The sequence below is a fragment of the Pseudomonas sp. JR33AA genome (assembly GCF_021378985.1).
GTDB classification, from domain to species: Bacteria; Pseudomonadota; Gammaproteobacteria; order Pseudomonadales; family Pseudomonadaceae; genus Aquipseudomonas; species Aquipseudomonas alloputida.
The window spans coordinates 200,885-225,788 of record NZ_JAJSAW010000003.1; the positions used below are offsets into that span (position 1 = coordinate 200,885).

Consider the following 24,904-nt stretch of genomic DNA (forward strand, 5'->3'; position numbering starts at 1 on the left):
TACGCCGCGGCGTGCATGTGCGCGAGCAGCTAGAAGGTAACGCCGGAGATGAGGGCGATGTTGCTGTAAGGCTGGCACTCGCCTGTACGCACCACCGCACGGGCAGTGCGCGACAGCACCTTGAAATCCTCATGGGTCAGCCATTCGCGCTTGCCCAGCTTGCCCTTCAGCCGCTCGATTTCGACCAGCGCGGGTGGCACCACTTTCTGCATCTCCTCGGCCAGCACGTGCCGCTCAACCTGCAATTCGCTCAGCACTACCCGCAGCACGCTGGCGAAATCCGGCAGGCCAGGCGTAATGGCCAGGTCGATAAGTTCCACACCCGGCGGAACCGGCAGCCCGGCATCGCCGATCACCAGGATATCGCCATGCCCCATGCCGGCAATGACCCGCGACAGGGCAACGTTCAACAACGGGGTTTTCTTCATGGCGTCAGCTCCGCCAGATAGGGAATCGACGGCTGGGCACCGGCACGGGTAACCGACAATGCTGCCGCACGCTGGCCAAAGGCAATCGCCTCCCCCTCCTCCAGCCCACGCACCAGGCCGGCAGCAAAGCCACCAATGAAGGTATCGCCGGCAGCGGTGGTGTCCAGCGGTTGCACGCGCGGCGCCGGATAGTGCTGGTGCCCTTGGGCAGTAACCAGCAAGGCACCTTGCGCACCCAAGGTGATGATCACTTTGCCTGCCCCCAGTTGCAGCAAGCGCTCGCCTGCGCGCCGGGCACTGTCCTGGTCGGTCACCGCCACACCGGTCAAGGCTTCGGCCTCGCTTTCGTTAGGGGTAAGGTAATCGATATGCGCAAACCAGTCCGCAGGCAAGGGGCCGGTAGCAGGCGCCGGGTTCAGGATGACCTGCTTGCCCAGTTCACGCGCCCTGGCCAGTGTGCAACCCACAGTGTCAGTGGGCACTTCCAGCTGGCAGATGACCACCTCGGCAGCCTGCAGCAGCGCGTCAAAGCGCAACACCGACTGCGGCGTCAGCAGGCCGTTGGCGCCGGGAATGATGACAATACAGTTCTGGCTGGCAGCATCCACCGTGATCAGCGCCACACCGCTTGACGTGCCCGGGCAGGTGCTGACCCCCTGGCAGTCGATGCCCTCGACATACAAGGCCCGGTGCAGTTGCCGACCGTAATCATCATCCCCGACATTGCCAATCATCGCCACGCTGCCCCCCAGCCGCGCCACCGCCACCGCCTGGTTGGCACCCTTGCCGCCCGGAACCGTGAAAAAGCTATCGCCGGGGAGTGTTTCGCCGGCCCGTGGCAGGCGCTGGGCGCGGACCACCAGGTCCATGTTGAGGCTGCCGACCACCACAACCTTGGCATTCATGACGTTTCCTTAGCGTTAGCGGTAATCATTGAACAGGTCCGGGCGCGGCCCGGTGGACTCACGCAAGACGATACGCGGAGCGACAATGCGCTGCTCCGCCGCGCCTTGCCGGGGCGTAGCGATACGCGTCAGCAGCATCGAAGCAGCGCTTTCGCCCAGCTCGCGGATCGACTGGCCCACCGTGGTCAGTGGTGGGTACACGTAGCGGCTCAGTTCGATGTCGTCGAAGCCGATCACCGACAGCTCGCCGGGTATGCTGATATTGCGTTCGGCTGCAGCGCGCAGCACACCAAAACCGATCATGTCGTTGCCGGCAAAAATCGCCGAGGGCCGCTTGCCTTCCAGCACCTGCGCCGCCGCTGCATGGCCACCCAGGCTGGTGAAGTCGCAGTGCAGAACGCGGCTGCCCAGCACAGGTGCACCGGCTTCGGCCATGGCACGGCGGAAGCCGCTCAAGCGTAGCTGGGTAACCCCGGTTTCGGCGGGGCCGCCGATATAGGCGACGTCGCGATGGCCAAGCTCCAACAGATGCCGGGTGGCCAGGTACGCCCCCTGCTCGTGATCAATGCGCACCAGGTCGGCATCGACGCCTTCCAGTTCACGGTCGACGATGACCATGGGCGTGCGCACACTGGCCAGGCTTTGCAGCAGGTCGTCGTCCTGGCCCACCGAGGCCACAACCAGGCCGTCAATACGTTTTTCCAGCAGCACGCGCAGGTAGCTGCGCTGCTTCTGCGGGTTGTCATCGGAGTTGCACAGGATCACGCAATAGCCGTTGCGCTCGCAGGCGTCTTCGATACCCCGCGCCAGCTCGGCGAAGTACGGGTTGACGCTGTTGGGCACCAACAGACCGATGGTGGCCGTACTGCGCGCCTTCAGCGAGCGCGCCACCGCACTGGGCACGTAATCCAACTCGATAATGGCGGCTTCCACCTTCAGCCGCACCTGTTCGCTGACCGGACGGGTCTTGTTGAGTACATGGGACACGGTGGTGTAGGAAATACCCGCCAGTGCCGCGACGTCTTTGATGGTTGCCATAGTGTCAGTTCCGCCGGCCTGCGCGCCGGCTACGGTAAGTGTCGAGCACAACGGCGATGACGATCACCGCCCCGGTGATGATGCGTTTGGTCGGCTCGCTGGCGCCGATCTGCGCCAGCCCGGCGGCCAATACGGAAATGATCAGTACGCCAAAGAAGGTGCTGATGACCGAGCCACGCCCGCCCATCAGGCTGGTGCCGCCGATCACGACAGCGGCAATGACCTGCAGCTCCAGGCCAGACCCGGCGTTGGGGTCGGCGGCTTCCAGCCGCGAGATCTGGAACAGCGCGGCCAGGCCGGCGAGCAGCCCCATCAGGGCGAAGACCAGCACTTTGTAGGGGCGCGGATCGATTCCGGCCAGGCGCACGGCCTCTTCGTTGGTACCGATACCGATCAGGTAACGACCGAACACCGTACGCGTCAGCACCAACTGGGCGAGCACGATCACCAGCAAGGCGATGATGAACGCTGGTGAAACACCAAAGGCGACCGGGTTGGAGAACCAGGCATAGGCGTCGCCGATATAGGCGGTGCGCGAATCGGTGAACTGGTAGGCCAGGCCACGGGCCATCTCCAGCACACCAAGCGAAACGATGAACGACGGGATGCGCCAGGCCACGGTAACGCCACCGGTGATGCTGCCGGCCAGGGCGGCCACAGCCATGCCCAGCAGCGCCGCGGGCAGCACGCCCCAGCCCCAGCCAAGTATCGCCACGCTAACCGTCGAGGCGGCCAGCGCCAGCACCGAGCCCACCGACAGGTCGATGCCGCCGATGATCAGCACAAAGGTCATGCCCACCGCCAGCACCATCAGGTCTGGGATCTGGTTGGCCAGCGTGCTGAAGGTGCCGTACGACCAGAAGTGACTGCTGAGGAACGAGAACAGCACAATCATCGCCAGCAAGGCGCCAGCCAGGCCCAGGTAGGTGCCCAGGCCAAAGTACGTACCGCTGCGGCGCACGGGGGCGGCTTCCTGGTTGTTGAGGGGGGTGGTTTTCATGCATCCATCCTGGGGGCTGCATCATGCAGCAGCGCGTCACGTTTCTGATAACCGGCGAAGGCGGCGGCAAGCAACTGGTCCTGGCTCCAATGATCACGCGCGAAGGTGTCGATCAGACGGCCGGCGGACAGCACGGCGATGCGGTCGCAAATCAGCATCAGTTCGCGCAGGTCACTGGACACCACCACCAAGGCCTTGCCCCGGCGCGCCAGCTCGGCCAGCAGGCCATAAATGTCGAACTTGGCGCCAACATCGATGCCACGCGTGGGTTCGTCGAACAGCAGCACCTGGCAATCGCGCTCCAGCCAGCGGCCGATCACCACCTTCTGCTGGTTACCGCCAGACAGCTCGCCCACCACCTGCTGCGCGCCAGCACTGCGAATGCGCATGGCCTGGATCTGGCGTTCGGCCAAGGCCTTTTCCGCTTCGGCATCGAGCACGCCGGCGCGTGATACCGCGCCCAGATTGCCCAACGCAATGTTGGCGCTGATCGACTGCGTCAACAGCAGGCCCTCGCCTTTTCGGTCTTCGGTTATCAGCGCGATACCGGCACGCACTGCAGCCTTGGGCGAGTCGATGCTGACCGCCTGCGGCGGTTGACCGAGCGCGATACCGCCGCTGTCGGCGCGATCGGCACCGTAGATAAGGCGCAGCAGCTCGGTACGGCCGGCGCCGATCAGACCGGAGATGCCAAAGATCTCCCCTGCCCTGACCTCGAATGACACCTCGCGCACCTTGTCGCCGCGGCACAGTTTGTCGACCTTGAGCAGCGGTGCGCCAATCTGCCGCCGGCCCAGGTCGATATGCTCGCCCAGCTCGCGACCGACCATCAGGTTGACCAGTTCGGCGCTGCTGTAGCGCTGGATCGGTTCGTCGCACACCAGCCTGCCATCGCGCAGTACAACGATGCGCTGGGCGACGCGCTGCAACTCTTCCAGGCGATGCGAGATATAAACGATAGCCACGCCACGCGCGCGCAGGCGCTCGATCTGGGTGAACAGCAACTCCACCTCGCGCGCAGTGAGCATGGCAGTGGGCTCGTCCAGGATCAGCACATGGCAGTCACCGATCAGGTTGCGGGCAATCTCGACCATCTGCTGATGGCCAATGCCCAGTTCGCCGACCGGTGTGTCCGGGTCGATGGCGTCGAGCCCGACCCGAGCCATGGCGGCCGTGGCCAACTGGCGCAAGCGCTTGTGGCTGATCCAGCCGAAGCGGCTGGGCAGGCTGTCCAGAAACAGGTTTTCCGCCACGGTCAGTGTCGGCAGCAGGTTAAGCTCCTGCATGACCATGCGCACACCAAGGCGTTCGGCCTCGCTGCGGCTGCCGGGCGCGTAGGCTTGGCCGCGGTAGGTCATGTGCCCGGTGGTGGGCACCTCAAGACCGCTGATGAGCTTGGACAACGTACTCTTGCCCGCGCCGTTCTCGCCGGTCAGGGCCAGCACTTCGCCGGCGCGCAGGTTCAGGCCGACCTCGCCGAGTACGGGCTGGGCGTAGGTCTTGCCCAGGCCGCTGGCGGCGAGCACCACTTCACTGGCCGGTGCAGGCATGGCCGATTCTCCTGGCAGCATCAGGGCTTCTTGGTAATGAGTTCGACCGGCGTCTGGATGACGTTGTCGGCATCCACATCAGGCTTTTCACCCTTGACCATTTTCAGCGCCGCCTGAATGCCGTACACCGCCTGCTGGCTGGCCGCCTGGTCGAGCGTGGCAAGCACGCGACCGTCTTCAAGCATTGGCTTGATGGCATTGATGTTGTCGTAGCCCACCACCTGCACCTGGCCGGCCTTGCCAGCGGCACGCACGGCGGACACAGCGCCCAGGGCCATGCTGTCGTTGCCAGCCAGCAAGGCCTTCAGGTCGGGGTATTCGTTGAGCATGGAGGCGGCGACGGCGTTGCCTTTGTCGATCTCCCAATTGCCGCTTTGTACCGAGACGATTTTCATCTGCGCGGCGTCCATGGCGTCCTTGAAGCCGGCGGTGCGCTGCTGGGCATTGGTGGTGGTCGGCACGCCTTCGATAATGCCTACCTGGTCGCCGGCCTTGAGCTTCTGGCTGGCCAGGTAATCGCCAACAAGGCGCGCGCCCTTGCGGTTGTCGGGGCCAACGAAGGGAACGCTGATGCCTTTGCTCTTGAGCAGGTCAGGGTCCAGACGGTTGTCGATGTTGATCACCACCACGCCCTGGTCCATGGCCTTCTTCACCGCCGACACAAGTGCTTTCGAGTCAGCCGGTGCAATCACCAGTGCCTTTGCGCCGGCATTGACCATCTGCTCGACAATGCGGATCTGTTCGCCCGTGTCGGTTTCGTTCTTGATGCCGTTGGCGATCAGCTCGAACTCGTCGGCGTGGGTTTTCTGGTAGTCCTTGGCGCCGTCTTCCATGGTGCGGAAGAACTCGTTGGCCAACGACTTCATGACAAGGGCGACCTTGGGTTTGTCTTCAGCGTGGGCGGCAGACAATGGCAAGGCGAGGCTAAACGAGGAAATGACAGCGAGGGCCAGCAGACGACCGGGAAACGGCAGCTTCATAAACGATGACTCCGAATCTTGTGTTTTTTATCGGATCGCAAACGTTTGCGTTGACCAACTATGGTAACAGGGCCGTTGTTTGTCAAATCCGTTTGGCTGTCGGAGGCCAATGCGCTGCAGGGGCCGATTATGCAGCCTTTTCCGAAAAACCGAACACCTTTTCCTTTTTTTGTTCGGAATTACGAATGCAATGCCGCCTTTTGCAGGCACGGTTCGCTGAACCAACCACACATTGCCTGGGCTGCTACGCGGCCCCTTGCAACGCAAGGCCGCTCCAACCCAGGCAGCGCGTGGTGCGTTGGTACGAAAAATGCCTATAGCCCTGCGCGACTCAATAACTATCTCACTAGGAAGCGAGAACAATAACGATGAATGCCGCACTCAAAACCTTCGCCCCCAGCGCACTCGCCCTGCTGCTGATCCTGCCCTCCAGCGCCTCTGCCAAAGAAGCCGAAACCCAACAGAAGTTGGCCAACGTGGTCATTCTCGCCACCGGCGGCACCATTGCCGGCGCCGGTGCCAGCGCAGCCAACAGCGCCACTTACCAGGCTGCCAAGCTGGGCGTCGACAAGCTCATCGCCGGCGTGCCGGAACTGGCCGACATCGCCAACGTACGCGGCGAGCAAGTGATGCAGATCGCCTCCGAGAGCATCAGCAATGACGACCTGCTGAAGCTGGGCAAGCGCGTCGCCGAGCTGGCCGAAAGCAAGGACGTCGACGGTATCGTCATCACCCACGGCACCGATACCCTCGAAGAAACCGCCTACTTCCTCAACCTGGTAGAGAAGACCGACAAGCCGATCGTGGTGGTCGGCTCGATGCGCCCGGGCACCGCCATGTCCGCCGACGGCATGCTCAACCTGTACAACGCCGTGGCGGTAGCCAGCGACAAGCAGTCGCGTGGCAAGGGCGTGCTGGTGACCATGAACGACGAGATCCAGTCCGGCCGCGATGTGAGCAAGGCAGTCAACATCAAGACCGAAGCCTTCAAGAGCGCCTGGGGCCCGATGGGTATGGTGGTGGAAGGCAAATCGTACTGGTTCCGCCTGCCGGCCAAGCGCCATACGGTCAATTCCGAGTTCGATATCAAGCAGATCAGCAGCCTGCCGCAGGTGGACATTGCCTATGGCTATGGCAACGTCACCGACACCGCCTACAAGGCGCTGGCACAGAACGGCGCCAAGGCGCTGATCCATGCCGGTACCGGCAACGGTTCGGTATCGTCGCGGGTAGTCCCGGCGCTGCAAGAACTGCGCAAGAACGGCGTGCAGATCATCCGCTCGTCGCATGTGAACCAGGGTGGTTTCGTACTGCGCAACGCCGAACAGCCGGATGACAAGAACGACTGGGTCGTGGCTCATGACCTGAACCCGCAGAAAGCGCGGATCCTGGCGATGGTAGCAATGACCAAGACCCAAGACAGCAAAGAGCTGCAGCGGATCTTCTGGGAGTACTGAGTGCTCCCCCTCAGGGCCGGCGTGCCGGCTCTGAGGGCTTCACTGCCCTCTCCCCAACTACACAGACACTGAGGGTGCAAACCGGCAACATCTTGACCTTTCTGACCGACCTCATGGCTCACAGGCCTACGCTGGATTTACCTGACAAGCTGTTGCGCATTCACTTACAGTGAAATACTGTACGCACATACAGCAAAACAAGGAAACGCCTGTGTCCAGCACCGCCTCCGCCACCCCGAGCAGCTATGAACAGCTGGGTGTCCGCATCCAGAAGATCATCAACAGCCCCACCGCCCAGCGCAGCCGTGCGGCGCTGATCTTCCGTCTGGAACAGGAAAGCCCGGATGACTGGGAGACCTTGCTTCAGGAAATCGCAGAAAACGACAACGTCACCCTTGCCCATCGTGACGATGGCGGTGTGCAGATTTTCTGGACCGTACCGAAGGAAGATTGACTGCGCATGAGAGTTTCGCTTTTCGCAGCAGCTTGCCTGTTACTGACCACTCCGCTTGTACAAGCCGACGCCCCGCGCACCTTCCAGGAGGCCAAGAAGGTCGCCTGGAAACTCTATGCGCCGCAATCGACCGAGTTCTATTGCGGCTGTAAGTACAAGGGCAACAAGGTCGACCTGGCGTCCTGCGGCTATGCCCCACGCAAGAATGCCCAGCGCGCGTCGCGCATCGAGTGGGAGCACATCGTACCCGCCTGGCAGATTGGCCATCAGCGTCAGTGCTGGCAGAGCGGCGGGCGCAAGCAGTGCTCGCAGCATGACGAAGTGTACAAACGCGCCGAAGCCGACCTGCATAACCTGGTGCCAAGCATCGGCGAGGTCAACGGCGACCGCAGCAACTTCAGTTTCGGCTGGCTACCAGAACAACGCGGCCAGTATGGCCGCTGCCTGACCCAAATCGACTTCAAGGCCAAGAAGGTGATGCCGCGTCCCTCGATCCGCGGCATGATCGCCCGCACCTATTTCTATATGAGCAAGCAGTACAACCTGCGCCTGTCCAAACAGGACCGCCAGCTGTTCGAAGCCTGGAACAAGACCTACCCACCGCAGGCCTGGGATCAGCAACGCAACCAGCAGGTCGCCTGCGTGATGGGGCGGGGAAACGCGTTCGTGGGGCCGGTCAACCTCAAGGCGTGCGGTTGATCCTCAGGCCAGCGCTTGTAGATAGGCGCTGGCTTGCCGGTAACGGGCCAACCGCGCCAGGTCGGCTGGGCCCGGGCAAGGGATGCGCGAGAGGTCGCTGTTGTCGGCCAGATCGGCCAGCTTGACGGTGCGCGCCAACGGGTCGTCGCCCAGCCGCACCACAAAATCCTGGTAAGGCTCGCCCTCGCGGCGGCTAAGCGCCAGCAACGCCGCCAGGATTTTCAGCGCGAAGCCCTCACGCGCCAGGTCGGACAGGGTCAGCGGGGTGTCTTCGATCACATCGTGAAGCACCGCCACAATCCGCTGCTCAGGTGTGGAAACCCGCATCATCACGCGTAAGGGGTGGAGGATATAAGCCGCCCCACCCTTATCGAATTGCCCTTCATGCGCCCTGGCGGCCACGGCAATGGCCCGCTCCAGTGTAGACATTAGGCCCTCCCCGTTTGGCATCCCCAACCCAAGCATAGCCAAACTTGTGTGAACAGCGCCCGACACATGCCTGAGCTGCGGCGCCTGCACAGGCTTAGCGTGCTACACCGTGCTGAATGACCACCGAATCGGTACCCAGCTTGGCCATCACTTCATCCCTGCGCGCTTGCGCTTCTTCGCGGGTGGGGAACGGCCCCAGCAGTACCACCGGCTTGCCGTCACGGTACTCCACCGAAGACGGGATGCCTTTTTCGATCAGGCGCGCCGTCATGTCGCTGAGCGCGCCCATGTTGGCGCCCTGCACCACTTCCACGTCCCAACCCTGAGGCGCCGGTTGGTCTGCCAGCGCCTCGGCACGCCGCTGCAGGTCGGCTCCGCCGCAGAGCTCACGGATACGCAGATTGTTGCCGGTATCGTCAACGATGATGTCGTACTGGCCATCGCGCTTGATCGCCACATAGCTGCGGTAGGCTTCGTACTGCCCGGCATCGTCCTTGCCGCGGACCTGACCGCAGATGGTGCCCTGGGTGTCGATCCGCACGTTGCCGAACTTGGCGGTCTTGGGGTTATGCAGGTGTTCGGCCACCTGCTTGTGCACGCCTTCGACCTCGTTCTCACAGCCCGCCAGGGCGAGCACTGCCATTACCACAGCCAGTTTGCGCACGCGTGTACCTCCAGATTCGAAGGGGCGAATTCTAGCACGCCGGGGTAGGCCCGAACCGCGACCAAACGTTACACGCTGCTTCGGGCACAAATGCAAAAAGGGCGATCATTTCTGATCGCCCTTTTTCGATTTGGTAGGCACAATTGGACTCGAACCAACGACCCCCACCATGTCAAGGTGGTGCTCTAACCAACTGAGCTATGTGCCTGTCGTGTGGTGCGCATATTAGTGACCCGATGCGTACCTGTAAAGCTTTTTTTTGAGAAAAATCAAAACCTTTCGAATGAAAGCGCATTGCGTCCATACCGCGGTTTTCCCGCACGCACGGCAATCCACAATGAAAAAAGGGGTGACCCTTTCGGATCACCCCTTTTTCGATTTGGTAGGCACAATTGGACTCGAACCAACGACCCCCACCATGTCAAGGTGGTGCTCTAACCAACTGAGCTATGTGCCTGTCGTGTGATGCGCATTTTACGCATTACAAAAACCCTGTCAACACTTTTTTTCGCGCTAACCTACTGAATCTTAAACTCTTTATAGAGAGGCTGACTGAGGGGGCGCCCGTAAAGGATTTTCACCAGACGACTAGCGGGTGTTTATTATTATTGATAGCATCGGTACATTCGTTAAAAATATAAAACACGAGGTTCCTGCAGCATGGCTAACACCCCCTACCCCCAGTCCTACTACGCCGCCTCGGCCAACCCGGTGCCGCCACGTCCGGCGCTGCAGGGTGAGGTGGAAACCGATGTGTGCATCATCGGTGCCGGCTACACCGGCCTGTCCAGCGCCCTGTTCCTGCTGGAGAACGGCTTCAAGGTGAGCATCGTCGAAGCGGCCAAGGTCGGCTTCGGCGCATCGGGCCGCAACGGCGGCCAGATCGTCAACAGCTACAGCCGCGACATTGATGTCATCGAACGCACCGTCGGCCCCAAGCAGGCACAACTGCTGGGCCACATGGCCTTCGAGGGCGGGCGCATCATTCGTGAGCGCGTGGCCAAGTACAACATTCAGTGCGACCTGAAAGATGGTGGCGTATTCGCCGCCCTTACCAGCAAGCAGATGGGCCACCTGGAATCGCAAAAGCGCCTGTGGGAACGCTTTGGCCATAATCAGCTGGAGCTGATGGATCAGAAGCGCATCCGCGAAGTGGTTGCCTGCGACAGCTACATCGGCGGCATGCTCGACATGAGCGGCGGCCACATCCACCCGCTGAACCTGGCCCTGGGTGAAGCTGCCGCAGTCGAGTCGCTGGGTGGCATCATCTATGAACAAACCCCGGCCGTGCGCATCGAACGTGGTGCCAACCCGGTCGTGCATACCCCGCAGGGCAAGGTCCGCGCCAAGTTCATCATCGTTGCCGGCAACGCCTACCTGGGCAACCTGGTACCCGAGCTGGCCGCCAAGTCCATGCCATGCGGCACGCAGGTGATCACCACCGAGCCACTGGGCGAAGAACTGGCACGCACCCTGCTGCCGCAGGACTACTGCGTCGAGGACTGCAACTACCTGCTCGACTACTACCGCCTGACCAGCGACAAGCGCCTGATTTTCGGCGGCGGCGTGGTGTACGGCGCGCGTGACCCGGCCAACATCGAGGCGATCATCCGCCCGAAAATGCTCAAGGCTTTCCCGCAGCTGAAGAACGTGAAGATCGACTACGCCTGGACCGGTAACTTCCTGCTCACCTTGTCGCGCCTGCCACAGGTCGGCCGGATCGGCGACAACATCTACTACTCGCAGGGTTGCTCGGGCCACGGCGTGACCTATACCCACCTGGCGGGCAAGGTCCTGGCCGAGGCCCTGCGTGGCCAGGCAGAGCGTTTCGACGCCTTTGCCGGCCTGCCGCACTACCCGTTCCCGGGTGGCCAGATGCTGCGCGTTCCCTTCAGCGCCATCGGTGCCTGGTATTACAGCCTGCGCGACCGCCTGGGCTTCTGATTCAGGCAGGCCTGGCCTCTTCGCCGGCAAACCTGCGCCCACACGAACTGTGCAATGCGCACAAACCCTGTGGACGCGGGCTTGCCGGCGAAGAGGCCGGCACAGGCAACGCTATTCGTTCAGGCTATTGACCGCCTGCTTCGCCGCAATCTCTTGCCCCGCCTTGGCCAATTCATCCGCAGCGTGCAACCAGCGCTGGCGATCAACCTGGGCCGGCAGCTGCCGAGGTGGCTGCACCAGCACAGCCCAACTCCCCTGCTTCTCCCACGCCGATGCAAATTCATCGAATGCCATCACCTGCCGCCGGTGCATGCCCGAGCGCAGCAGCACCCGCTGCTTGTAACGGTCATAACCCATCAACACCGCATAGCGCGGCTCGCTCCACCAGGCCGAACCTTCCTCGTAACGCAGCAGCACCGGGTTGCCCGCCGCCACCTGGGTCAGCAGCGCGTCCAGTTGCTTGTCCAGCGGGTACACCACCCTACCGTAGTCCCGCGCCACACGGGGTATAGCGGTATCCAGCGTTTCGGCGCCCTGAGGCAGGTTGAGCGGCTTATCCAGCAAGCCTGGCGTAATAGGCGCCCCCTGCTGCGACAGCACTGCCGCCAGCGCCATGGCACCGCTGTGGTTGGCGTTGCCACGGTAGAACGGCACGCTGCTGATCTCGACTCGCTGCGGCAGGCCCTTGAGGTTGCCGGGCGGTGCGCTGGCGCAGCCAGCGAGGGTGGCAGCCAGCAGACAGGCAGCCAGTAGCCGCCGGGGGGCAGCCTTGAAGGAATGTTGCTCCATGGACACTCGCTTGTTCCAACGCCAGGCAGGCAGCGCCCGGCTCTGGCGACCGATCATAGGTCCGACAGCGGCGCGGGTATAGTCCGACAGCGCCTTGGAGCGAATCGGCCCCAGAGATAGACCATTGTTCGATGGAACGTCACAGACGAAGGGCTAGACTAAAGCAGTGTCTGGAAGGTAAACGCGGGGCAATCAAGCGCTTGCCGCAGAGAGGGAGGCACAGATGAGCCTGACCATGGCAATTCTCATGCTGGTAGGCATGTGGCTGAGCGTCGCAGCCGCCATGCTGTGGGGTGTACTGCGTATAGTGCGGCGTCATGCACACCACCTGCCACCGCAGGCACCCGCCAAGCCACAGCCAGTAAGACGGGCGCGGCGGCATGCCGGGGTGAGCTGACCTCTGGATTTCCCGAAGCCGACTCATTGACAAGCCCGCTGCACAGACATTCGCAATGCGAGGTACCTGTGAGCGGGCCTGTTTTGGAGAGGGGCGCGAAACGCCCCTTTTTTACATCAACCTTCAGCCGCCTCACGCTTCAAACGTGCTCGGCGGGCCAGGATGTTGAGAACCTCGATAGCCGTCGAGAACGCCATGGCCGCATACACATACCCCTTGGGTACATGGGCGCCAAAGCCTTCGGCGATCAGCGTCATGCCGATCATGATGAGGAAGCCCAGCGCCAGCATGACCACGGTCGGGTTGTCGTTGATAAAATTGGCCAGCGGGTCGGCGGCCACCATCATCACGATCACAGCAGTGATAACGGCGATAATCATGATGGGCAGGTGCTCGGTCATGCCCACGGCGGTGATGATGCTGTCAACCGAGAAGACGATGTCCAGCAGCAGGATCTGGAAGATCGCCGCAGCAAAACCCAGGGTGACCGTGGAGGAGACTTTGGCTTCCTCCTTGGCGCCGTGCGGGTCGACGTTTTCGTGAATTTCCTTGGTCGCCTTCCACAGCAGGAACAGACCACCGGCAATCAGGATCACATCCTTCCACGAGAAGGCGTTGCCGAACACCTCGAACACCGGGTCGGTCAATTGGACGATCCAGGCCACGGTGCTGAGCAGGGCCAGCCGCATGACCAAAGCCATGCTGATACCGATACGCCGCGCCTTGGAGCGGTACTCCACCGGCAGTTTGTTGGTCAGGATCGAGATGAAGATCAAGTTGTCGATGCCCAGTACAACTTCCATGGCCACCAGCGTAGCCAGGGCAACCCAGGCGGTAGGGCTAGCGGCGAGTTCCAGCAAATATTCCATCGTTCAAATCCTGCAGCAGCGGTTGGGGTCAGATTTCCTGGGTTTCTTCTTTCTTCTCGGCACCCTTGGGCTTCTGCCCTTCGCTGCCGATGGCATCGCTCAGCGCCTGCTGGGCAGCCTTGTTGGTGTCGTCGATGGCCTGCTTGGCCGACTGCGCGGCCTGATCGAGCATCTGCTGGGCGGATTTCTCGGCCTGGTCGCAGCCTGCAAGGGTGAACAGGGCCAAAGCCAGCACCAACGGGGTGCCGATGGATTTGAGTTGCAGCATGGTGTCCTCGCTTGAAATAACCCGGCGGCGCAAGGCGCCTGATAGCCGTGCATTCTAGAGACGGCAATAGTTCAGGAAAATTCGTATTTTCATGGCTTATACTTCGGTTTTTACGAATCGGAACGACCGACGGTGCTTAACTATCGCCAGCTGCATTACTTCTGGGCCGTGGCCAAGACGGGCAGCATCGCCCGCGCCAGCCAACAGCTGAACCTCACACCGCAAACCATCAGCGGGCAGATCACCCTGTTCGAGCAAACCTACGGCCTGGAACTGTTCCAGCGCGCCGGCCGGCAGCTGGAACTGACAGAAACCGGCCGTCAGGCCCTGGTGTATGCAGAACAGATGTTTCAGATCGGCAGCGAGCTTGAGGCCATGCTGCGTGCCGGCCCTCAGGAGCAGATCCTGTTCCGTGTGGGGGTGGCTGACGTAGTGCCCAAATCCATTGTCTACCGCCTGCTGGCACCGACCATGGACCTGGAGGAGGTGCTGCGCATCAACTGCCGCGAAGACAAACTTGAGCGGTTACTGGCAGACCTGGCTATCCAGCGTCTGGACCTGGTGATTTCCGACAGCCCCATGCCTCACCACCTGGACATCAAGTGCTACAGCCAAAAGCTGGGCGAGTGCGGGCTGAGCTTCTTCGCCACCCCGGCGCTGGTACAACGGCTGGACGGTCCTTTTCCAGCTTGCCTGCAGGATGCTCCGCTGCTTGTTCCCGGCCAGGAAACCGTGGTACGCAGCCGCCTACTGCGGTGGCTGGGCGAGCAGCGGGTGCAGCCACGGATCGTGGGGGAGTTCGATGACAGTGCCTTGATGCAAGCGTTCGGGCAGTCGGGCAGCGGCATTTTCGTCGCTCCCAGCGTAATCGCCGAGGAGGTGTGCCGTCAGTATGGCGTGCAACTGATCGGGCAGACCGAGGCCGTGCACGAGTCGTTCTATGCCATTTCGGTGGAGCGCAAGGTCAAGCACCCAGGGATCGTGGCGATTACCGAGGGGGCGCGGCGGGAGTTGTTTCACTGGTAGCCATGCTGGCCTGATTGACTACCAGCAAGGCGCGCCGTGCTCACCGGGTGCTCTATGGTAAAGTCCGCCCTTTCCAGATTCCGAGATACCGCTGCACATGACCCCTTTCCTCCGCTTCCTCAACCGCACCAGCCTGGTGACTCAGATTGTCATCGGCCTGCTCGCCGGCATCGCCCTCGCCCTGCTGGCACCTGCCATCGCCCGCGACCTGGCCTTTCTTGGCAAGGTGTTTGTCAGCGCCCTCAAGGCAGTTGCGCCCGTGCTGGTGTTCATCCTGGTCATGGCTTCGGTCGCCAACCATCGTCACGGCCAGGAAACCCACATTCGCCCGATCCTCTGGCTGTACCTGCTAGGCACCTTTGCCGCCGCAGGGGTGGCCGTGGTTGCCAGCATGCTGTTCCCGTCGCACCTGGCACTAAGCACCAGCGAGGCCGCGCTGAGCGCGCCAGGCGGCATCACCGAAGTGCTGCAGAACCTGCTGCTGAGCGCGGTAGACAACCCGGTCAATGCCCTGCTAAACGCCAACTTCATCGGCGTGCTGACGTGGGCCATCGGCTTGGGCGTGGCCCTGCGCCACGCTGGCGAAACCACCCGTACCGTGGTCGAAGACCTGTCCACGGGTGTAACCCTGATCGTACGCGTGGTCATCCGCTTCGCCCCGCTGGGCATCTTTGGCCTGGTCAGTTCCACCCTGGCCCAGTCGGGCCTGGACGCGCTGCTTGGCTACCTGCACCTGCTGGCGGTACTGATCGGCTGCATGCTGTTCGTGGCGCTGGTGATGAACCCGCTGATCGTGTTCTGGAAGATCCGTCGCAACCCCTACCCGCTGACGCTGCTGTGCCTGCGTGAAAGCGGCATTACCGCGTTCTTCACCCGCAGCTCGGCCGCCAACATACCGGTGAACCTGGCGTTGTCGGAACGCCTTGGCCTGCATGAAGACACTTACTCGGTGTCGATCCCGCTGGGCGCGACCATCAACATGGCCGGTGCGGCGATCACCATTACAGTGCTGACGCTGGCCGCAGTGCATACCCTGGGTATCCAGGTGGACCTGCCGACTGCCGTGCTGCTCAGCGTCGTAGCGGCAGTGTGCGCGTGCGGCGCCTCGGGCGTGGCCGGGGGGTCGCTGCTGCTGATTCCGCTGGCGTGCAGCCTGTTTGGCATCCCAAGCGAAATTGCCATGCAGGTGGTTGCGGTGGGCTTCATCATCGGTGTGTTGCAGGATTCGGCCGAAACGGCGCTGAATTCTTCGACCGATGTGCTGTTCACCGCGGCGGCGTGTCAGGCCCAAGAGCAGCGCAACGGCTAAGAGGGCCGGGGCCGCTTTGCGGCCCCAATTGCCTTACGCGATGGCATTACCTACCCTAGTGGCCTTTCCCCAGCCACGAGACAGGGCCATGTCAGAACACGAAACCGCAGGTGAAGGCCGCTTCAACAGCATCGAAGTCCGCGTTCTCGGCTCGCTGATCGAAAAGCAGGCCACCAGCCCGGAGAGCTACCCGCTGACCCTCAATGCCCTGGTCCTGGCCTGCAACCAGAAGACCAGCCGCGAGCCGGTGATGAACCTCACCCAAGGCCAGGTCGGCCAGGCCCTGCGCGCCCTCGAAGGTCAGGGTATGACCCGCTTGCAGATGGGCAGCCGTGCCGACCGCTGGGAACATCGGGTAGACAAGGCACTGGAGCTGGTGCCAGCGCAGTTGGTGCTGATGGGCCTGATGTTCCTGCGGGGCCCGCAAACCCTCAACGAACTGCTGACCCGTAGCAACCGCCTGCACGACTTTGACGACACCGAGCAGATCCAGCATCAGCTGGAGCGTCTGATCTCGCGGGACTTGGCCCTGCACCTGCCACGCCAGGCCGGCCAGCGTGAAGACCGCTACACCCATGCCTTGGGTGACCCGTCCGAGATCGAGGCGATTCTCGCTGCACGGCAGCAGGAAGGCGGCGCGCGTACCAATGGCGGCAGTGTCTCAGAAGAACGCATCGAAGCCCTCGAAGCCCGCATTGCGGCACTGGAAGCACGCCTGGCCGAGCTGGAAGGCTGAGCCGTCACGGCTCGGGGTCGGGGAAATTGCGGCAGCTCTTGCGCTCGGCCAGCTCCCGATCAGTGGGGCGCTGGTCGACGAACACAGTGCGACCGTCGGCGTAGATTTCCAGGTAGCCCCAGTGCAGGTCCTGCTCTTGTTGCCCGGGCTTTGGGGGGACTAGCCACCAGGGTTCGCGGCTGATCAGGGTCATGGGTGTGATTCCTGAGGGGTCTGCAACAAGCATAGACACCTTCAGGTCCTGCTTTGCTTGCACCGGCCCTTTCGCGGGTAAACCCGCTCCTACAGCGGCCTGTGTCCAACCACCGATGCGTCTCCACCACCGATCTGTGTAGGAGCGGGTTTACCCGCGAATACGGTAGCGGCGGCAACGGTGAACGGCGGGTGGAGACTGGCCAGCAGGGCCGGCCTCTTCGCGGGTAAACCCGCTCCTACAGGGATTTTCACAGTTTCTACAGCTGCGCAGTCCTTTGAGAGAGGCTGTAGCCGCGAAGCGGCCGCACAGGCTTAAGCGGGCGCCGAAGTCCGAATCAGGTGGTCAAAGGCCGCCAGCGATGCCTTGGCCCCCTCACCCACCGCAATGACGATCTGCTTGTACGGCACGGTCGTCACGTCACCTGCTGCAAACACACCCGGGATGCTGGTCTGGCCCTTGGCGTCGACAATGATTTCGCCACGCGGCGATAGCTCGACGGTGCCCTTCAGCCAGTCAGTGTTGGGCAGCAGGCCAATCTGCACGAAGATGCCTTCCAGTGCCACTTCGTGCTGTTCATCCATGGTGCGGTCCTTGTAGCGCAGGCCGGTCACCTTCTCGCCATTGCCCAGCACCTCGGTGGTCAGCGCACTGGTGATCACGTTGACGTTCGTCAGGCTGTGCAGCTTGCGTTGCAACACCGCATCGGCACGCAACTGGCTGTCGAACTCGATCAGCGTCACCTGGGCGACGATGCCGGCCAGGTCGATGGCCGCTTCCACACCCGAGTTGCCGCCGCCAATCACCGCCACGCGTTTGCCCTTGAACAGCGGGCCGTCACAGTGCGGGCAGTAGGCCACGCCGCGGCCCCGGTACGCCTGCTCACCCGGCACGTTCATTTCGCGCCAGCGGGCGCCGGTGGCCAGGATCACGGTCTTGGCCTTCAGCGAAGCGCCCCCCGCCAGGCGCACTTCGTGCAGACCGCCCTCGGCGGCCGGAATCAGCGCTTCACCGCGCTGCAGGTTCATGATGTCGACGTCGTACTGTTTGACGTGCTCTTCCAGCGCCGTGGCCAGCTTCGGCCCTTCGGTTTCCTGCACCGAGATGAAGTTCTCGATGGCCAGTGTGTCCAGCACCTGGCCGCCGAAGCGCTCGGCGGCAACAGCGGTGCGGATGCCCTTGCGGGCAGCATAGATGGCAGCAGCGGCGCCAGCGGGGCCACCGCCGACAACCAGCACGTCAAAGGCATCCTTGGCGTTGATCTTCTCGGCCTGGCGGGCGCCAGCGTTGGTGTCGATCTTGCCAAGGATTTCTTCCAGGCCCATACGGCCCTGACCAAACACTTCACCGTTGAGATAGATACTCGGTACCGCCATGATCTTGCGCGATTCCACTTCGTCCTGGAACAGCGCACCGTCGATGGCCACATGGCGCACGTTGGGGTTGAGTACCGCCATCAGGTTCAGTGCCTGGACCACGTCCGGGCAGTTCTGGCACGACAGCGAGAAGTAGGTTTCGAAGTTGAACTCACCTTCCAGGGCCTGGATCTGTTCGATCACTTCGGCACTGGCCTTGGACGGGTGGCCGCCGACTTGCAGCAGTGCCAGCACCAGCGAGGTGAACTCGTGGCCCATGGGGATGCCGGCGAAGCGCAGGCTGATGTCGGCACCCGGGCGGTTCAGCGAGAACGAGGGGCGACGGGCATCGGTACCGTCCGCGCTGAAGGTAATGAGGTTCGACAGGCCGGCAATTTCCACCAGCAGGTCGTGCAATTCGCGGGACTTCGCGCCGTCGTCGAGGGAAGCAACGATCTCGATCGGCTGGGTGACCCGCTCCAGGTAGGTTTTCAGTTGCGATTTAAGCGTGGCGTCCAACATACGGGCGATTCCTTTTTCAAAACTCGGATACAAAAACGCCCAGGCGAGGTCGCCCGGGCGTTTGACGGGGCGGTAGGTATTTTCAGCTTTGGCGGCTGCTTACCGCCCGCGTTATGGGCATGACCTTAGATCTTGCCTACGAGGTCCAGCGACGGCGCCAGCGTGGCTTCGCCTTCTTTCCACTTGGCCGGGCACACTTCGCCTGGGTGAGCGGCAACGTACTGTGCAGCCTTGACCTTACGCAGCAGTTCAGCGGCATCACGGCCTACACCACCGTCGTTCAGCTCGACAATCTTGATCTGGCCTTCCGGATTGATCACGAAGGTACCGCGGTCGGCCAGGCCGGCCTCTTCGATCAGCACGTCGAAGTTGCGCGAAATGACGTGAGTCGGGTCACCGATCAGCGGGTACTGGATCTTGCCGATGGTGTCCGAAGTGTCGTGCCAGGCTTTGTGGGTGAAGTGGGTGTCGGTGGACACACCGTAGATTTCCACGCCCAGTTTCTGGAACTCGGCGTAGTTGTCAGCGAGGTCACCCAGCTCGGTCGGGCAAACGAAGGTGAAGTCGGCCGGGTAGAAGAACACGACAGACCATTTGCCTTTCAGATCGGCTTCGCTGACCTGAACGAACTCGCCTTTGTGGTAGGCAGTGGCGTTGAACGGTTTGACCTGGCTGTTGATGATTGGCATGAGAGACGCTCCTTCATGGGGTTGGAATCAGTTGATGGATAGAATCCTAACTAATCATCCCGCTGAAGGCTCATTGGCAAAGCTCATGCTTTCGATTGGTTTTGGCTATAACCGCGGTTATTTAATAGAAGGGAAAAGGCTGAGCAAGGGATTGCGGTCCAGAGCGCTGCACTGGCAAAGAAATGTAACAGCTCCCCATTCGGCATCACGGACAAACGGGTCTAGGCTCAAGCCCATGTGATACCGGGCCCCTCTGACGGTTGCCAAGCCGCCATGTCGGATCACTGTTGCCTTGCAACGTCGACATTCAAGGAGGGGCTCATGGCAGCTCTGCAAGCATTCCTCACTACGTCGTTCCTCGGTACCAGCGCCTGGTTGTGGCTGGTGTTCATTGCCATCGTCATCGGTTTGCTGGTGCTCGACCTGGGCGTGCTGCACCGCCACGACCGGGAAATTGAAATGCGCGAGAGCCTGCTGCTGTATTCAGGCTATTTCAGCGTCGGTGTGCTGTTCGGCGCCGGTGTCTGGTACCAGTTGGGCGCGCAGTCGGCGCTGGAGTTCTACACCGGCTTTCTGGTCGAGCAATCGCTGTCGATGGACAACGTGTTTGTCATGGCGATGATCTTCAGCTACTTCGCCATCCCCCGCCGCTACCAGCATCGCGTGCTGTTCTGGGGCATCCTTGGCGTGGTGTTCCTGCGAGCCATCATGATCGGCGTGGGCGCGGCGCTGGTACAGAACTTTGCCTGGGTGCTGTACATCTTCGGTGCCTTCCTGCTGTTTACCGGGGTGAAAATGGCGCTGTCGAAGGAAGACAGCCGCCCGGACCTGGCCAACAACCCCATCCTCAAGTTCGTGCGGCGGCACATGCGGGTTACCGACCAGATCCATGGCTCGCACTTCTTCGTCCGCCACACCCCAGCCGGGCACAGCAAGGCGCTGCGCTATGCCACCCCGCTGTTTCTGGCGTTGGTACTGATCGAACTGGCCGACCTGGTGTTTGCCGTCGACAGCGTGCCGGCGATCTTCGCCATCACCCAGGACCCGTTCATCGTCTACACCTCCAACATCTTCGCCATCCTCGGCTTGCGCTCGCTGTATTTCGCACTGGCGGCGCTGATGCACCGGTTCGTTTACCTCAAGTACGCACTGGCGCTGGTGTTGATCTTCATTGGCTGCAAGATCTTCTACCACGGCATGGTGGGCAAGGTGCCGGCGCTGCTTTCACTGGGCGTGACCTTCGGGTTGTTGCTGGGTGGGGTGGTGATTTCGTTGATCAAGACGCGGGGACAAAAAAAAGATGACAGTTTGGATGGGCACCAACCGCACGCCAGTGGACAAGAACCCGCGTCCAAGAGGGAAAAAGACACGCAACTAGGTGCCTGAGTGAATCAACTGCACCGGCCACTTCGCGGGCAAGCTGGGTGCTGCCCGTGCAGGCGCGGGTTCACCCGCAAATGGGCCGGCGCAGGCTGACGCGTTCACCGCCCGCTACGCAACATCTCCACCGGCACATACTTGCCAATTTCATATTTGCCAATCGCCGCCCGGTGTACTTCATCCGGCCCGTCAGCCAGGCGCAGGGTGCGCTGCATGGCATACATGTAGGCCAGCGGAAAATCGCCGCTTACCCCTGCCCCGCCATGTATCTGGATAGCCCGGTCGATCACGTTCAATGCCACGTTCGGCGCCACCACCTTGATCTGTGCGATCTCGCTGCGGGCCACCTTGTTGCCGGCGGTGTCCATCATGTAGGCCGCTTTGAGCGTTAGCAGCCGGGCCATGTCGATTTCCATGCGTGAGTCGGCGATCTTGTCGACGTTGCCGCCCAAGCGTGCCAGTGGCCGACCGAAAGCCGTACGCTCCACCGAGCGTTTGCACATCAGTTCCAGTGCGCGCTCGGCCATGCCGATCGACCGCATGCAGTGGTGGATACGGCCTGGGCCCAAGCGGCCCTGGGCAATTTCGAAGCCGCGGCCTTCGCCAAGGATCACGTTTTCGTACGGCACCCGCACATTCTCGAAAAGGACTTCGGCATGACCATGAGGCGCATCGTCATAACCGAACACCGGCAGCGGGCGAACGATCTTCACGCCTGGCGTGTCGGTTGGCACCAGCACCATGGAGTGCTGTTGGTGGCGTGGCCCTTCAGGGTCAGACAGGCCCATGAAGATCATGACCTTGCAGCGCGGGTCGCAGGCGCCGGAAGTCCACCACTTACGGCCGTTGATCACCCACTCGTCACCGTCCCGTATGGCGGTAGCAGCCATGTTGGTGGCGTCCGAGGAGGCCACGTCCGGTTCGGTCATGGCAAACGCCGAGCGGATCTCGCCGCGCAGCAGCGGCTCCAGCCACTGGCGTTTCTGCGCCTCGCTGCCATAGCGCACCAGCACTTCCATGTTGCCGGTGTCCGGTGCCGAGCAGTTGAACGGTTCCGGCCCAAGCAACGAGCGGCCCATGATTTCTGCCAACGGTGCGTACTCCAGGTTGCTCAGCCCAGCGCCGTATTCCGACGCTGGCAAGAACAGGTTCCACAACCCTTCGGCGCGGGCTTTGGCCTTGAGCGCCTCCATGATTGCAGTGGGCTGCCAGCGGTCACCCTCGGCGACCTGGCGCTCGAACACGGCTTCGGCCGGGTAGACATGGGCGTCCATGAACGCAGTGACACGCTCGCGCAGTGCCTGGACCTTGGGCGAATAGGCGAAATCCATCTGGGCTACCTTCACAGTTCGGAGTACTTGGGCCAGAGCCTAGAGCAGCATTGCTCCATCCACCTAGTCTATTTTCCGCGTGTATAAACATTCATAACCGATATATGATCGGCCAATAATTCCAACAAAGAGCGGCGCCCATGAACCTTAGCAAGGTCGACCTCAACCTGTTCATCGTGTTCGATGCGATCTACACCGAAGCCAACCTGACCCGCGCCGGGCAGATCGTCGGCATTACCCAGCCGGCAGTGTCCAATGCCCTGTCGCGCCTGCGCGAAACCTTCAACGACCCGCTGTTCGTGCGTACCGCGCAAGGCATGGTGCCCACCCCCATGGCGCAGAACATCATCGGTCCTGTGCGCAACGCGCTGGCGCTGCTGCGGACCTCGGTGCAGGAAAGCCGTATTTTCAACCCGCAGCAGGCCAACAAGACCTTCCGCATCAGCATGACCGACCTGACCGAGGCGGTCATCTTGCCGCCGCTGTTCCAGCGCCTGCGCCGCCTGGCGCCGTCAGTACTGATCGAAAGCTTCCTGTGCAAGCGCCGCGAGACCACCAAGGAACTTGCAGCCGGCCGCCTGGACTTTGCCATCGACGCGCCACTGAATACCGACCCGCAGGTGCGCCACATCAAACTGATGCAAGACCGCTATGTCTGCGCCCTGCGCCAGGGTCACCCGCTGGCCGAAAGCAAGCTGACCCTCGACAGCTACCTGGGCATGACCCACATCCATATCTCCAGCCGCCGCAACGGCCTGGGTTACGTCGACCTGGCGCTGGGCAAGATGGGTGTTCAACGCAAGGTCGCCCTGCGCTCGCAACACTACCTGATGGCGTCACAGGTGTTGCAGCAGACCGACATGGCGATGACGGTTCCCGAGCGCTTCGCCCGTCGCCATCAGTTGCGTTATCAGGCGCTGCCGGTGGAGGTCCCTGCACTGGAAACGCACCTGTACTGGCATGAAAGCACCGACCAGGACCCGGCCAACCGCTGGATGCGCGAGCAGATCACCGAATTGTGCGAGCGCGTGGTAGCAGAGGAAGAGAAGGCGCTGGAGCCCGCCTGAAGCCGCCGGCGAGGGGCCATTCATGGCCCCTCATATAGATAAAGTAGAAAATCCCACAAAAGATCGTCAGTAGAGAATTTTTTTCTAAAGTAATCGCGAATTGGCCTAAGGGAAACGAAAAAAATACCGCTGTTGCTAGGTACGCTTACGTCAATGATCGCCGATTCCACGGCCACTGACACGGACCCGCCCTCATGCCTAGCGCCCCACTCTACTTCGATTACGCTGCCACTACCCCAGTCGATGACCGGGTTATCGAAACCATGCTCGCCTGCCTGGGTAACCAGGCCAACTTCGGCAACCCGGCGTCCAGCGGCCACGCCTTCGGCCAGGCTGCACGTCACGCCGTGGAGCAGGCGCGCCGGCAAGTTGCCGAGTGCGTCGGCGCGCACGCCGAGGATCTGGTATGGACCTCGGGCGCGACCGAGTCCAACAACCTGGCGCTCAAGGGCATTGCCCAAGGCATCGGCCAGCCCGGGCACCTGATCACCAGTCAGCTGGAACACAAGGCCGTGCTCGACACCGTGGCCGAACTCGAGCGCCAGGGCTGGGCCGTTACACGCCTGGCAGCGGATACCGGCGGCCTGATTCAGCCTGCAAGTGTGCAGGCAGCGTTGCGCGCTGATACCCGCCTGGTATCGCTGATGGCGGTCAACAACGAACTGGGCACGGTCACCGATTTTGCCGCGATCGGCGAGCAGGTGCGTGCCCACGGTGCCCTGCTGCACGTTGATGCAGCGCAGGCCGTGGGCAAGCTGGCTATCGACCTGCAGACGATGGCCGTGGACCTGATGTCTTTTTCGGCGCACAAGGTCTATGGGCCGAAAGGCATCGGTGCGCTGTATGTCGGGCCTCGCGCCCGCGCGCTGATGCGTGCGCAGATGCACGGCGGCGGCCATGAGCAGGGCCTGCGCTCCGGCACCCTGGCGACCCATCAGATAGCGGGCATGGGCAGCGCCTTCGCCTTGGCCGGCCAACCAGGCGACAGCGAGCATCAGCGCCTTGAGCAACTGGCAAGACGCCTGCGCACAGGCCTGCTGGCCATGCCCGGCGTTACCCTCAACGGCTGCGCCAGGCAACGCATTCCCCATACCTTGAACCTGTGCATCGACAGCAAGGGCTTTAACAGCACGGCGCTGGCCGGCGAGCTGGCCCTGTCGACCACCTCGGCCTGCAACTCGGCGAGCAACGCTGCCTCGCATGTGCTGCTGGCACTGGGGCTGGATGAGCGTCAGGCGCGCAACAGTGTGCGTTTGAGCATCGGCCGCTTCAGCACCGAGGCTGACGTGGACAAGGCGCTCGAAGTGTTTGGCCGAGTGCTGACGACAGCATCGCCAGCCCTGTGGTGACCACGCCCTGGGCTGTGCATGAAAAACCTTGCGGTATATGCCGGGTCATTGCCAGGGCCGCACAGCGGCCCCGGAA

General features: G+C 62.2%; 26 protein-coding genes and 2 tRNA genes. 11 read left to right on the forward strand and 17 right to left on the reverse strand.

The genetic code is table 11. The features are described from left to right. Positions 1 to 29: 29 nt before the first annotated feature. From rbsD to LVS58_RS07155, 6 genes are read right to left on the reverse strand one after another with little or no spacing between them, the layout of a single operon-like run. Positions 30 to 428, reverse strand: a complete 399-nt coding sequence (rbsD, locus tag LVS58_RS07130; protein WP_233690455.1) for a D-ribose pyranase — start codon at positions 426 to 428, stop codon at positions 30 to 32. Next, positions 425 to 1,333: a ribokinase gene (gene rbsK / locus LVS58_RS07135; RefSeq protein WP_233690456.1), complete on the reverse strand. Its 909-nt coding sequence runs from the start codon at positions 1,331 to 1,333 to the stop codon at positions 425 to 427. Before rbsK ends, rbsD begins: the two co-directional genes overlap by 4 nt. Positions 1,334 to 1,348: 15 nt before the next feature. After that, positions 1,349 to 2,371 (reverse strand): LacI family DNA-binding transcriptional regulator, encoded by a 1,023-nt coding sequence (locus LVS58_RS07140; protein WP_233690457.1) that lies wholly within the window; start codon positions 2,369 to 2,371, stop codon positions 1,349 to 1,351. A 4-nt stretch (positions 2,372 to 2,375) separates the two neighbouring features. Next, positions 2,376 to 3,371, reverse strand: coding sequence for an ABC transporter permease (locus tag LVS58_RS07145; protein ID WP_233690458.1), 996 nt, complete (start codon positions 3,369 to 3,371; stop codon positions 2,376 to 2,378). Then, complete coding sequence (locus tag LVS58_RS07150; protein ID WP_233690612.1) at positions 3,368 to 4,921, reverse strand: sugar ABC transporter ATP-binding protein; 1,554 nt, start codon at positions 4,919 to 4,921, stop codon at positions 3,368 to 3,370. Before LVS58_RS07150 ends, LVS58_RS07145 begins: the two co-directional genes overlap by 4 nt. 20 nt (positions 4,922 to 4,941) lie before the next feature. Continuing rightward, complete coding sequence (locus LVS58_RS07155; RefSeq protein ID WP_233690459.1) at positions 4,942 to 5,901, reverse strand: sugar ABC transporter substrate-binding protein; 960 nt, start codon at positions 5,899 to 5,901, stop codon at positions 4,942 to 4,944. Positions 5,902 to 6,269: 368 nt separating this feature from the next. Here LVS58_RS07155 and LVS58_RS07160 point away from each other — a divergent pair, with 368 nt between their 5' ends. From LVS58_RS07160 to LVS58_RS07170, 3 genes are all read left to right on the forward strand, one after another. Further along, complete coding sequence (locus LVS58_RS07160) at positions 6,270 to 7,358, forward strand: asparaginase (protein WP_003250634.1); 1,089 nt, start codon at positions 6,270 to 6,272, stop codon at positions 7,356 to 7,358. A 211-nt stretch (positions 7,359 to 7,569) separates the two neighbouring features. Further along, positions 7,570 to 7,812, forward strand: coding sequence for a DUF1654 domain-containing protein (locus LVS58_RS07165; protein ID WP_004574330.1), 243 nt, complete (start codon positions 7,570 to 7,572; stop codon positions 7,810 to 7,812). Between the two features lie 6 nt (positions 7,813 to 7,818). Further along, positions 7,819 to 8,511 carry an endonuclease gene (locus LVS58_RS07170; RefSeq protein WP_233690460.1) on the forward strand — a complete coding sequence of 231 codons (693 nt, stop codon included), beginning with the start codon at positions 7,819 to 7,821 and terminating at the stop codon, positions 8,509 to 8,511. A gap of 3 nt (positions 8,512 to 8,514) precedes the next feature. Here LVS58_RS07170 and LVS58_RS07175 read toward each other — a convergent pair whose 3' ends face one another. The 4 genes from LVS58_RS07175 to LVS58_RS07190 form a co-directional block, all read right to left on the reverse strand. Continuing rightward, complete coding sequence (locus tag LVS58_RS07175; protein ID WP_233690461.1) at positions 8,515 to 8,940, reverse strand: GTP pyrophosphokinase; 426 nt, start codon at positions 8,938 to 8,940, stop codon at positions 8,515 to 8,517. A gap of 94 nt (positions 8,941 to 9,034) precedes the next feature. After that, positions 9,035 to 9,604: an SPOR domain-containing protein gene (locus tag LVS58_RS07180; protein WP_233690462.1), complete on the reverse strand. Its 570-nt coding sequence runs from the start codon at positions 9,602 to 9,604 to the stop codon at positions 9,035 to 9,037. 131 nt (positions 9,605 to 9,735) lie between these two features. Next, positions 9,736 to 9,812, reverse strand: a tRNA-Val gene (locus tag LVS58_RS07185). A 172-nt stretch (positions 9,813 to 9,984) separates the two neighbouring features. After that, positions 9,985 to 10,061: transfer RNA gene (locus tag LVS58_RS07190), tRNA-Val, on the reverse strand. A gap of 203 nt (positions 10,062 to 10,264) precedes the next feature. On the opposite strand from LVS58_RS07190, the gene LVS58_RS07195 reads away from it, so the two are divergent. After that, positions 10,265 to 11,548: an NAD(P)/FAD-dependent oxidoreductase gene (locus tag LVS58_RS07195; protein ID WP_003250557.1), complete on the forward strand. Its 1,284-nt coding sequence runs from the start codon at positions 10,265 to 10,267 to the stop codon at positions 11,546 to 11,548. Between the two features lie 111 nt (positions 11,549 to 11,659). Here LVS58_RS07195 and LVS58_RS07200 read toward each other — a convergent pair whose 3' ends face one another. Next, positions 11,660 to 12,394 (reverse strand): peptidase C39 family protein, encoded by a 735-nt coding sequence (locus LVS58_RS07200; RefSeq protein WP_233690463.1) that lies wholly within the window; start codon positions 12,392 to 12,394, stop codon positions 11,660 to 11,662. A 166-nt stretch (positions 12,395 to 12,560) separates the two neighbouring features. Between LVS58_RS07200 and LVS58_RS07205 the strand changes: the two genes are divergently transcribed. Beyond that, on the forward strand, positions 12,561 to 12,734 hold the full coding sequence (locus LVS58_RS07205) for a hypothetical protein (RefSeq protein ID WP_012052896.1): 174 nt from the start codon (positions 12,561 to 12,563) through the stop codon (positions 12,732 to 12,734). A gap of 116 nt (positions 12,735 to 12,850) precedes the next feature. Here LVS58_RS07205 and LVS58_RS07210 read toward each other — a convergent pair whose 3' ends face one another. Further along, positions 12,851 to 13,603, reverse strand: coding sequence for a TerC family protein (locus LVS58_RS07210; RefSeq protein WP_003250551.1), 753 nt, complete (start codon positions 13,601 to 13,603; stop codon positions 12,851 to 12,853). Positions 13,604 to 13,631: 28 nt separating this feature from the next. Continuing rightward, on the reverse strand, positions 13,632 to 13,871 hold the full coding sequence (locus LVS58_RS07215) for a hypothetical protein (RefSeq protein ID WP_233690464.1): 240 nt from the start codon (positions 13,869 to 13,871) through the stop codon (positions 13,632 to 13,634). Between the two features lie 132 nt (positions 13,872 to 14,003). On the opposite strand from LVS58_RS07215, the gene nhaR reads away from it, so the two are divergent. The 3 genes from nhaR to LVS58_RS07230 all read left to right on the forward strand — a co-directional run bounded on the left by nhaR (position 14,004) and on the right by LVS58_RS07230 (position 16,942). Next, positions 14,004 to 14,897 carry a transcriptional activator NhaR gene (nhaR, locus tag LVS58_RS07220; protein ID WP_233690465.1) on the forward strand — a complete coding sequence of 298 codons (894 nt, stop codon included), beginning with the start codon at positions 14,004 to 14,006 and terminating at the stop codon, positions 14,895 to 14,897. A gap of 97 nt (positions 14,898 to 14,994) precedes the next feature. Beyond that, on the forward strand, positions 14,995 to 16,206 hold the full coding sequence (gene sstT / locus LVS58_RS07225; protein WP_233690466.1) for a serine/threonine transporter SstT: 1,212 nt from the start codon (positions 14,995 to 14,997) through the stop codon (positions 16,204 to 16,206). Between the two features lie 88 nt (positions 16,207 to 16,294). After that, on the forward strand, positions 16,295 to 16,942 hold the full coding sequence (locus LVS58_RS07230; protein ID WP_233690467.1) for a YceH family protein: 648 nt from the start codon (positions 16,295 to 16,297) through the stop codon (positions 16,940 to 16,942). A 4-nt stretch (positions 16,943 to 16,946) separates the two neighbouring features. Here the strand turns inward: LVS58_RS07230 and LVS58_RS07235 are convergent, their stop codons facing one another. The 3 genes from LVS58_RS07235 to ahpC all read right to left on the reverse strand — a co-directional run bounded on the left by LVS58_RS07235 (position 16,947) and on the right by ahpC (position 19,701). After that, a complete protein-coding gene (locus LVS58_RS07235; RefSeq protein ID WP_170030426.1) occupies positions 16,947 to 17,135 on the reverse strand; it encodes a hypothetical protein in 189 nt (62 codons plus the stop codon). A 314-nt stretch (positions 17,136 to 17,449) separates the two neighbouring features. After that, a complete protein-coding gene (ahpF, locus tag LVS58_RS07240) occupies positions 17,450 to 19,012 on the reverse strand; it encodes an alkyl hydroperoxide reductase subunit F (protein ID WP_233690468.1) in 1,563 nt (520 codons plus the stop codon). A 125-nt stretch (positions 19,013 to 19,137) separates the two neighbouring features. Further along, positions 19,138 to 19,701, reverse strand: coding sequence for an alkyl hydroperoxide reductase subunit C (ahpC, locus tag LVS58_RS07245; RefSeq protein ID WP_004375926.1), 564 nt, complete (start codon positions 19,699 to 19,701; stop codon positions 19,138 to 19,140). Between the two features lie 321 nt (positions 19,702 to 20,022). On the opposite strand from ahpC, the gene LVS58_RS07250 reads away from it, so the two are divergent. Beyond that, on the forward strand, positions 20,023 to 21,087 hold the full coding sequence (locus LVS58_RS07250; RefSeq protein WP_233690469.1) for a TerC family protein: 1,065 nt from the start codon (positions 20,023 to 20,025) through the stop codon (positions 21,085 to 21,087). A 95-nt stretch (positions 21,088 to 21,182) separates the two neighbouring features. Here LVS58_RS07250 and LVS58_RS07255 read toward each other — a convergent pair whose 3' ends face one another. Beyond that, complete coding sequence (locus LVS58_RS07255) at positions 21,183 to 22,412, reverse strand: acyl-CoA dehydrogenase (RefSeq protein ID WP_233690470.1); 1,230 nt, start codon at positions 22,410 to 22,412, stop codon at positions 21,183 to 21,185. Between the two features lie 140 nt (positions 22,413 to 22,552). Between LVS58_RS07255 and LVS58_RS07260 the strand changes: the two genes are divergently transcribed. Together LVS58_RS07260 and LVS58_RS07265 are read left to right on the forward strand one after the other, a co-directional pair. Further along, entirely contained in the window at positions 22,553 to 23,479 is a 927-nt protein-coding gene (locus LVS58_RS07260) for a LysR family transcriptional regulator (protein ID WP_233690471.1), read from the forward strand. A gap of 194 nt (positions 23,480 to 23,673) precedes the next feature. Then, complete coding sequence (locus LVS58_RS07265) at positions 23,674 to 24,828, forward strand: cysteine desulfurase family protein (protein WP_233690472.1); 1,155 nt, start codon at positions 23,674 to 23,676, stop codon at positions 24,826 to 24,828. Positions 24,829 to 24,904: the final 76 nt, after the last annotated feature.

Excerpts from the sequence above, each read along its gene's own strand:
- rbsD (WP_233690455.1), bottom strand. The coding sequence starts at position 428 with ATGAAGAAAACCCCGTTGTTGAACGTTGCCCTGTCGCGGGTCATTGCC.
- rbsK (WP_233690456.1), bottom strand. The coding sequence starts at position 1,333 with ATGAATGCCAAGGTTGTGGTGGTCGGCAGCCTCAACATGGACCTGGTG.
- LVS58_RS07140 (WP_233690457.1), bottom strand. The coding sequence starts at position 2,371 with ATGGCAACCATCAAAGACGTCGCGGCACTGGCGGGTATTTCCTACACC.
- LVS58_RS07145 (WP_233690458.1), bottom strand. The coding sequence starts at position 3,371 with ATGAAAACCACCCCCCTCAACAACCAGGAAGCCGCCCCCGTGCGCCGC.
- LVS58_RS07150 (WP_233690612.1), bottom strand. The coding sequence starts at position 4,921 with ATGCCTGCACCGGCCAGTGAAGTGGTGCTCGCCGCCAGCGGCCTGGGC.
- LVS58_RS07155 (WP_233690459.1), bottom strand. The coding sequence starts at position 5,901 with ATGAAGCTGCCGTTTCCCGGTCGTCTGCTGGCCCTCGCTGTCATTTCC.
- LVS58_RS07160 (WP_003250634.1), top strand. The coding sequence starts at position 6,270 with ATGAATGCCGCACTCAAAACCTTCGCCCCCAGCGCACTCGCCCTGCTG.
- LVS58_RS07170 (WP_233690460.1), top strand. The coding sequence starts at position 7,819 with ATGAGAGTTTCGCTTTTCGCAGCAGCTTGCCTGTTACTGACCACTCCG.
- LVS58_RS07175 (WP_233690461.1), bottom strand. The coding sequence starts at position 8,940 with ATGTCTACACTGGAGCGGGCCATTGCCGTGGCCGCCAGGGCGCATGAA.
- LVS58_RS07195 (WP_003250557.1), top strand. The coding sequence starts at position 10,265 with ATGGCTAACACCCCCTACCCCCAGTCCTACTACGCCGCCTCGGCCAAC.
- LVS58_RS07200 (WP_233690463.1), bottom strand. The coding sequence starts at position 12,394 with ATGATCGGTCGCCAGAGCCGGGCGCTGCCTGCCTGGCGTTGGAACAAG.
- LVS58_RS07205 (WP_012052896.1), top strand. The coding sequence starts at position 12,561 with ATGAGCCTGACCATGGCAATTCTCATGCTGGTAGGCATGTGGCTGAGC.
- LVS58_RS07210 (WP_003250551.1), bottom strand. The coding sequence starts at position 13,603 with ATGGAATATTTGCTGGAACTCGCCGCTAGCCCTACCGCCTGGGTTGCC.
- LVS58_RS07215 (WP_233690464.1), bottom strand. The coding sequence starts at position 13,871 with ATGCTGCAACTCAAATCCATCGGCACCCCGTTGGTGCTGGCTTTGGCC.
- sstT (WP_233690466.1), top strand. The coding sequence starts at position 14,995 with ATGACCCCTTTCCTCCGCTTCCTCAACCGCACCAGCCTGGTGACTCAG.
- LVS58_RS07230 (WP_233690467.1), top strand. The coding sequence starts at position 16,295 with ATGTCAGAACACGAAACCGCAGGTGAAGGCCGCTTCAACAGCATCGAA.
- LVS58_RS07235 (WP_170030426.1), bottom strand. The coding sequence starts at position 17,135 with ATGACCCTGATCAGCCGCGAACCCTGGTGGCTAGTCCCCCCAAAGCCC.
- ahpF (WP_233690468.1), bottom strand. The coding sequence starts at position 19,012 with ATGTTGGACGCCACGCTTAAATCGCAACTGAAAACCTACCTGGAGCGG.
- ahpC (WP_004375926.1), bottom strand. The coding sequence starts at position 19,701 with ATGCCAATCATCAACAGCCAGGTCAAACCGTTCAACGCCACTGCCTAC.
- LVS58_RS07250 (WP_233690469.1), top strand. The coding sequence starts at position 20,023 with ATGGCAGCTCTGCAAGCATTCCTCACTACGTCGTTCCTCGGTACCAGC.
- LVS58_RS07255 (WP_233690470.1), bottom strand. The coding sequence starts at position 22,412 with ATGGATTTCGCCTATTCGCCCAAGGTCCAGGCACTGCGCGAGCGTGTC.
- LVS58_RS07260 (WP_233690471.1), top strand. The coding sequence starts at position 22,553 with ATGAACCTTAGCAAGGTCGACCTCAACCTGTTCATCGTGTTCGATGCG.
- LVS58_RS07265 (WP_233690472.1), top strand. The coding sequence starts at position 23,674 with ATGCCTAGCGCCCCACTCTACTTCGATTACGCTGCCACTACCCCAGTC.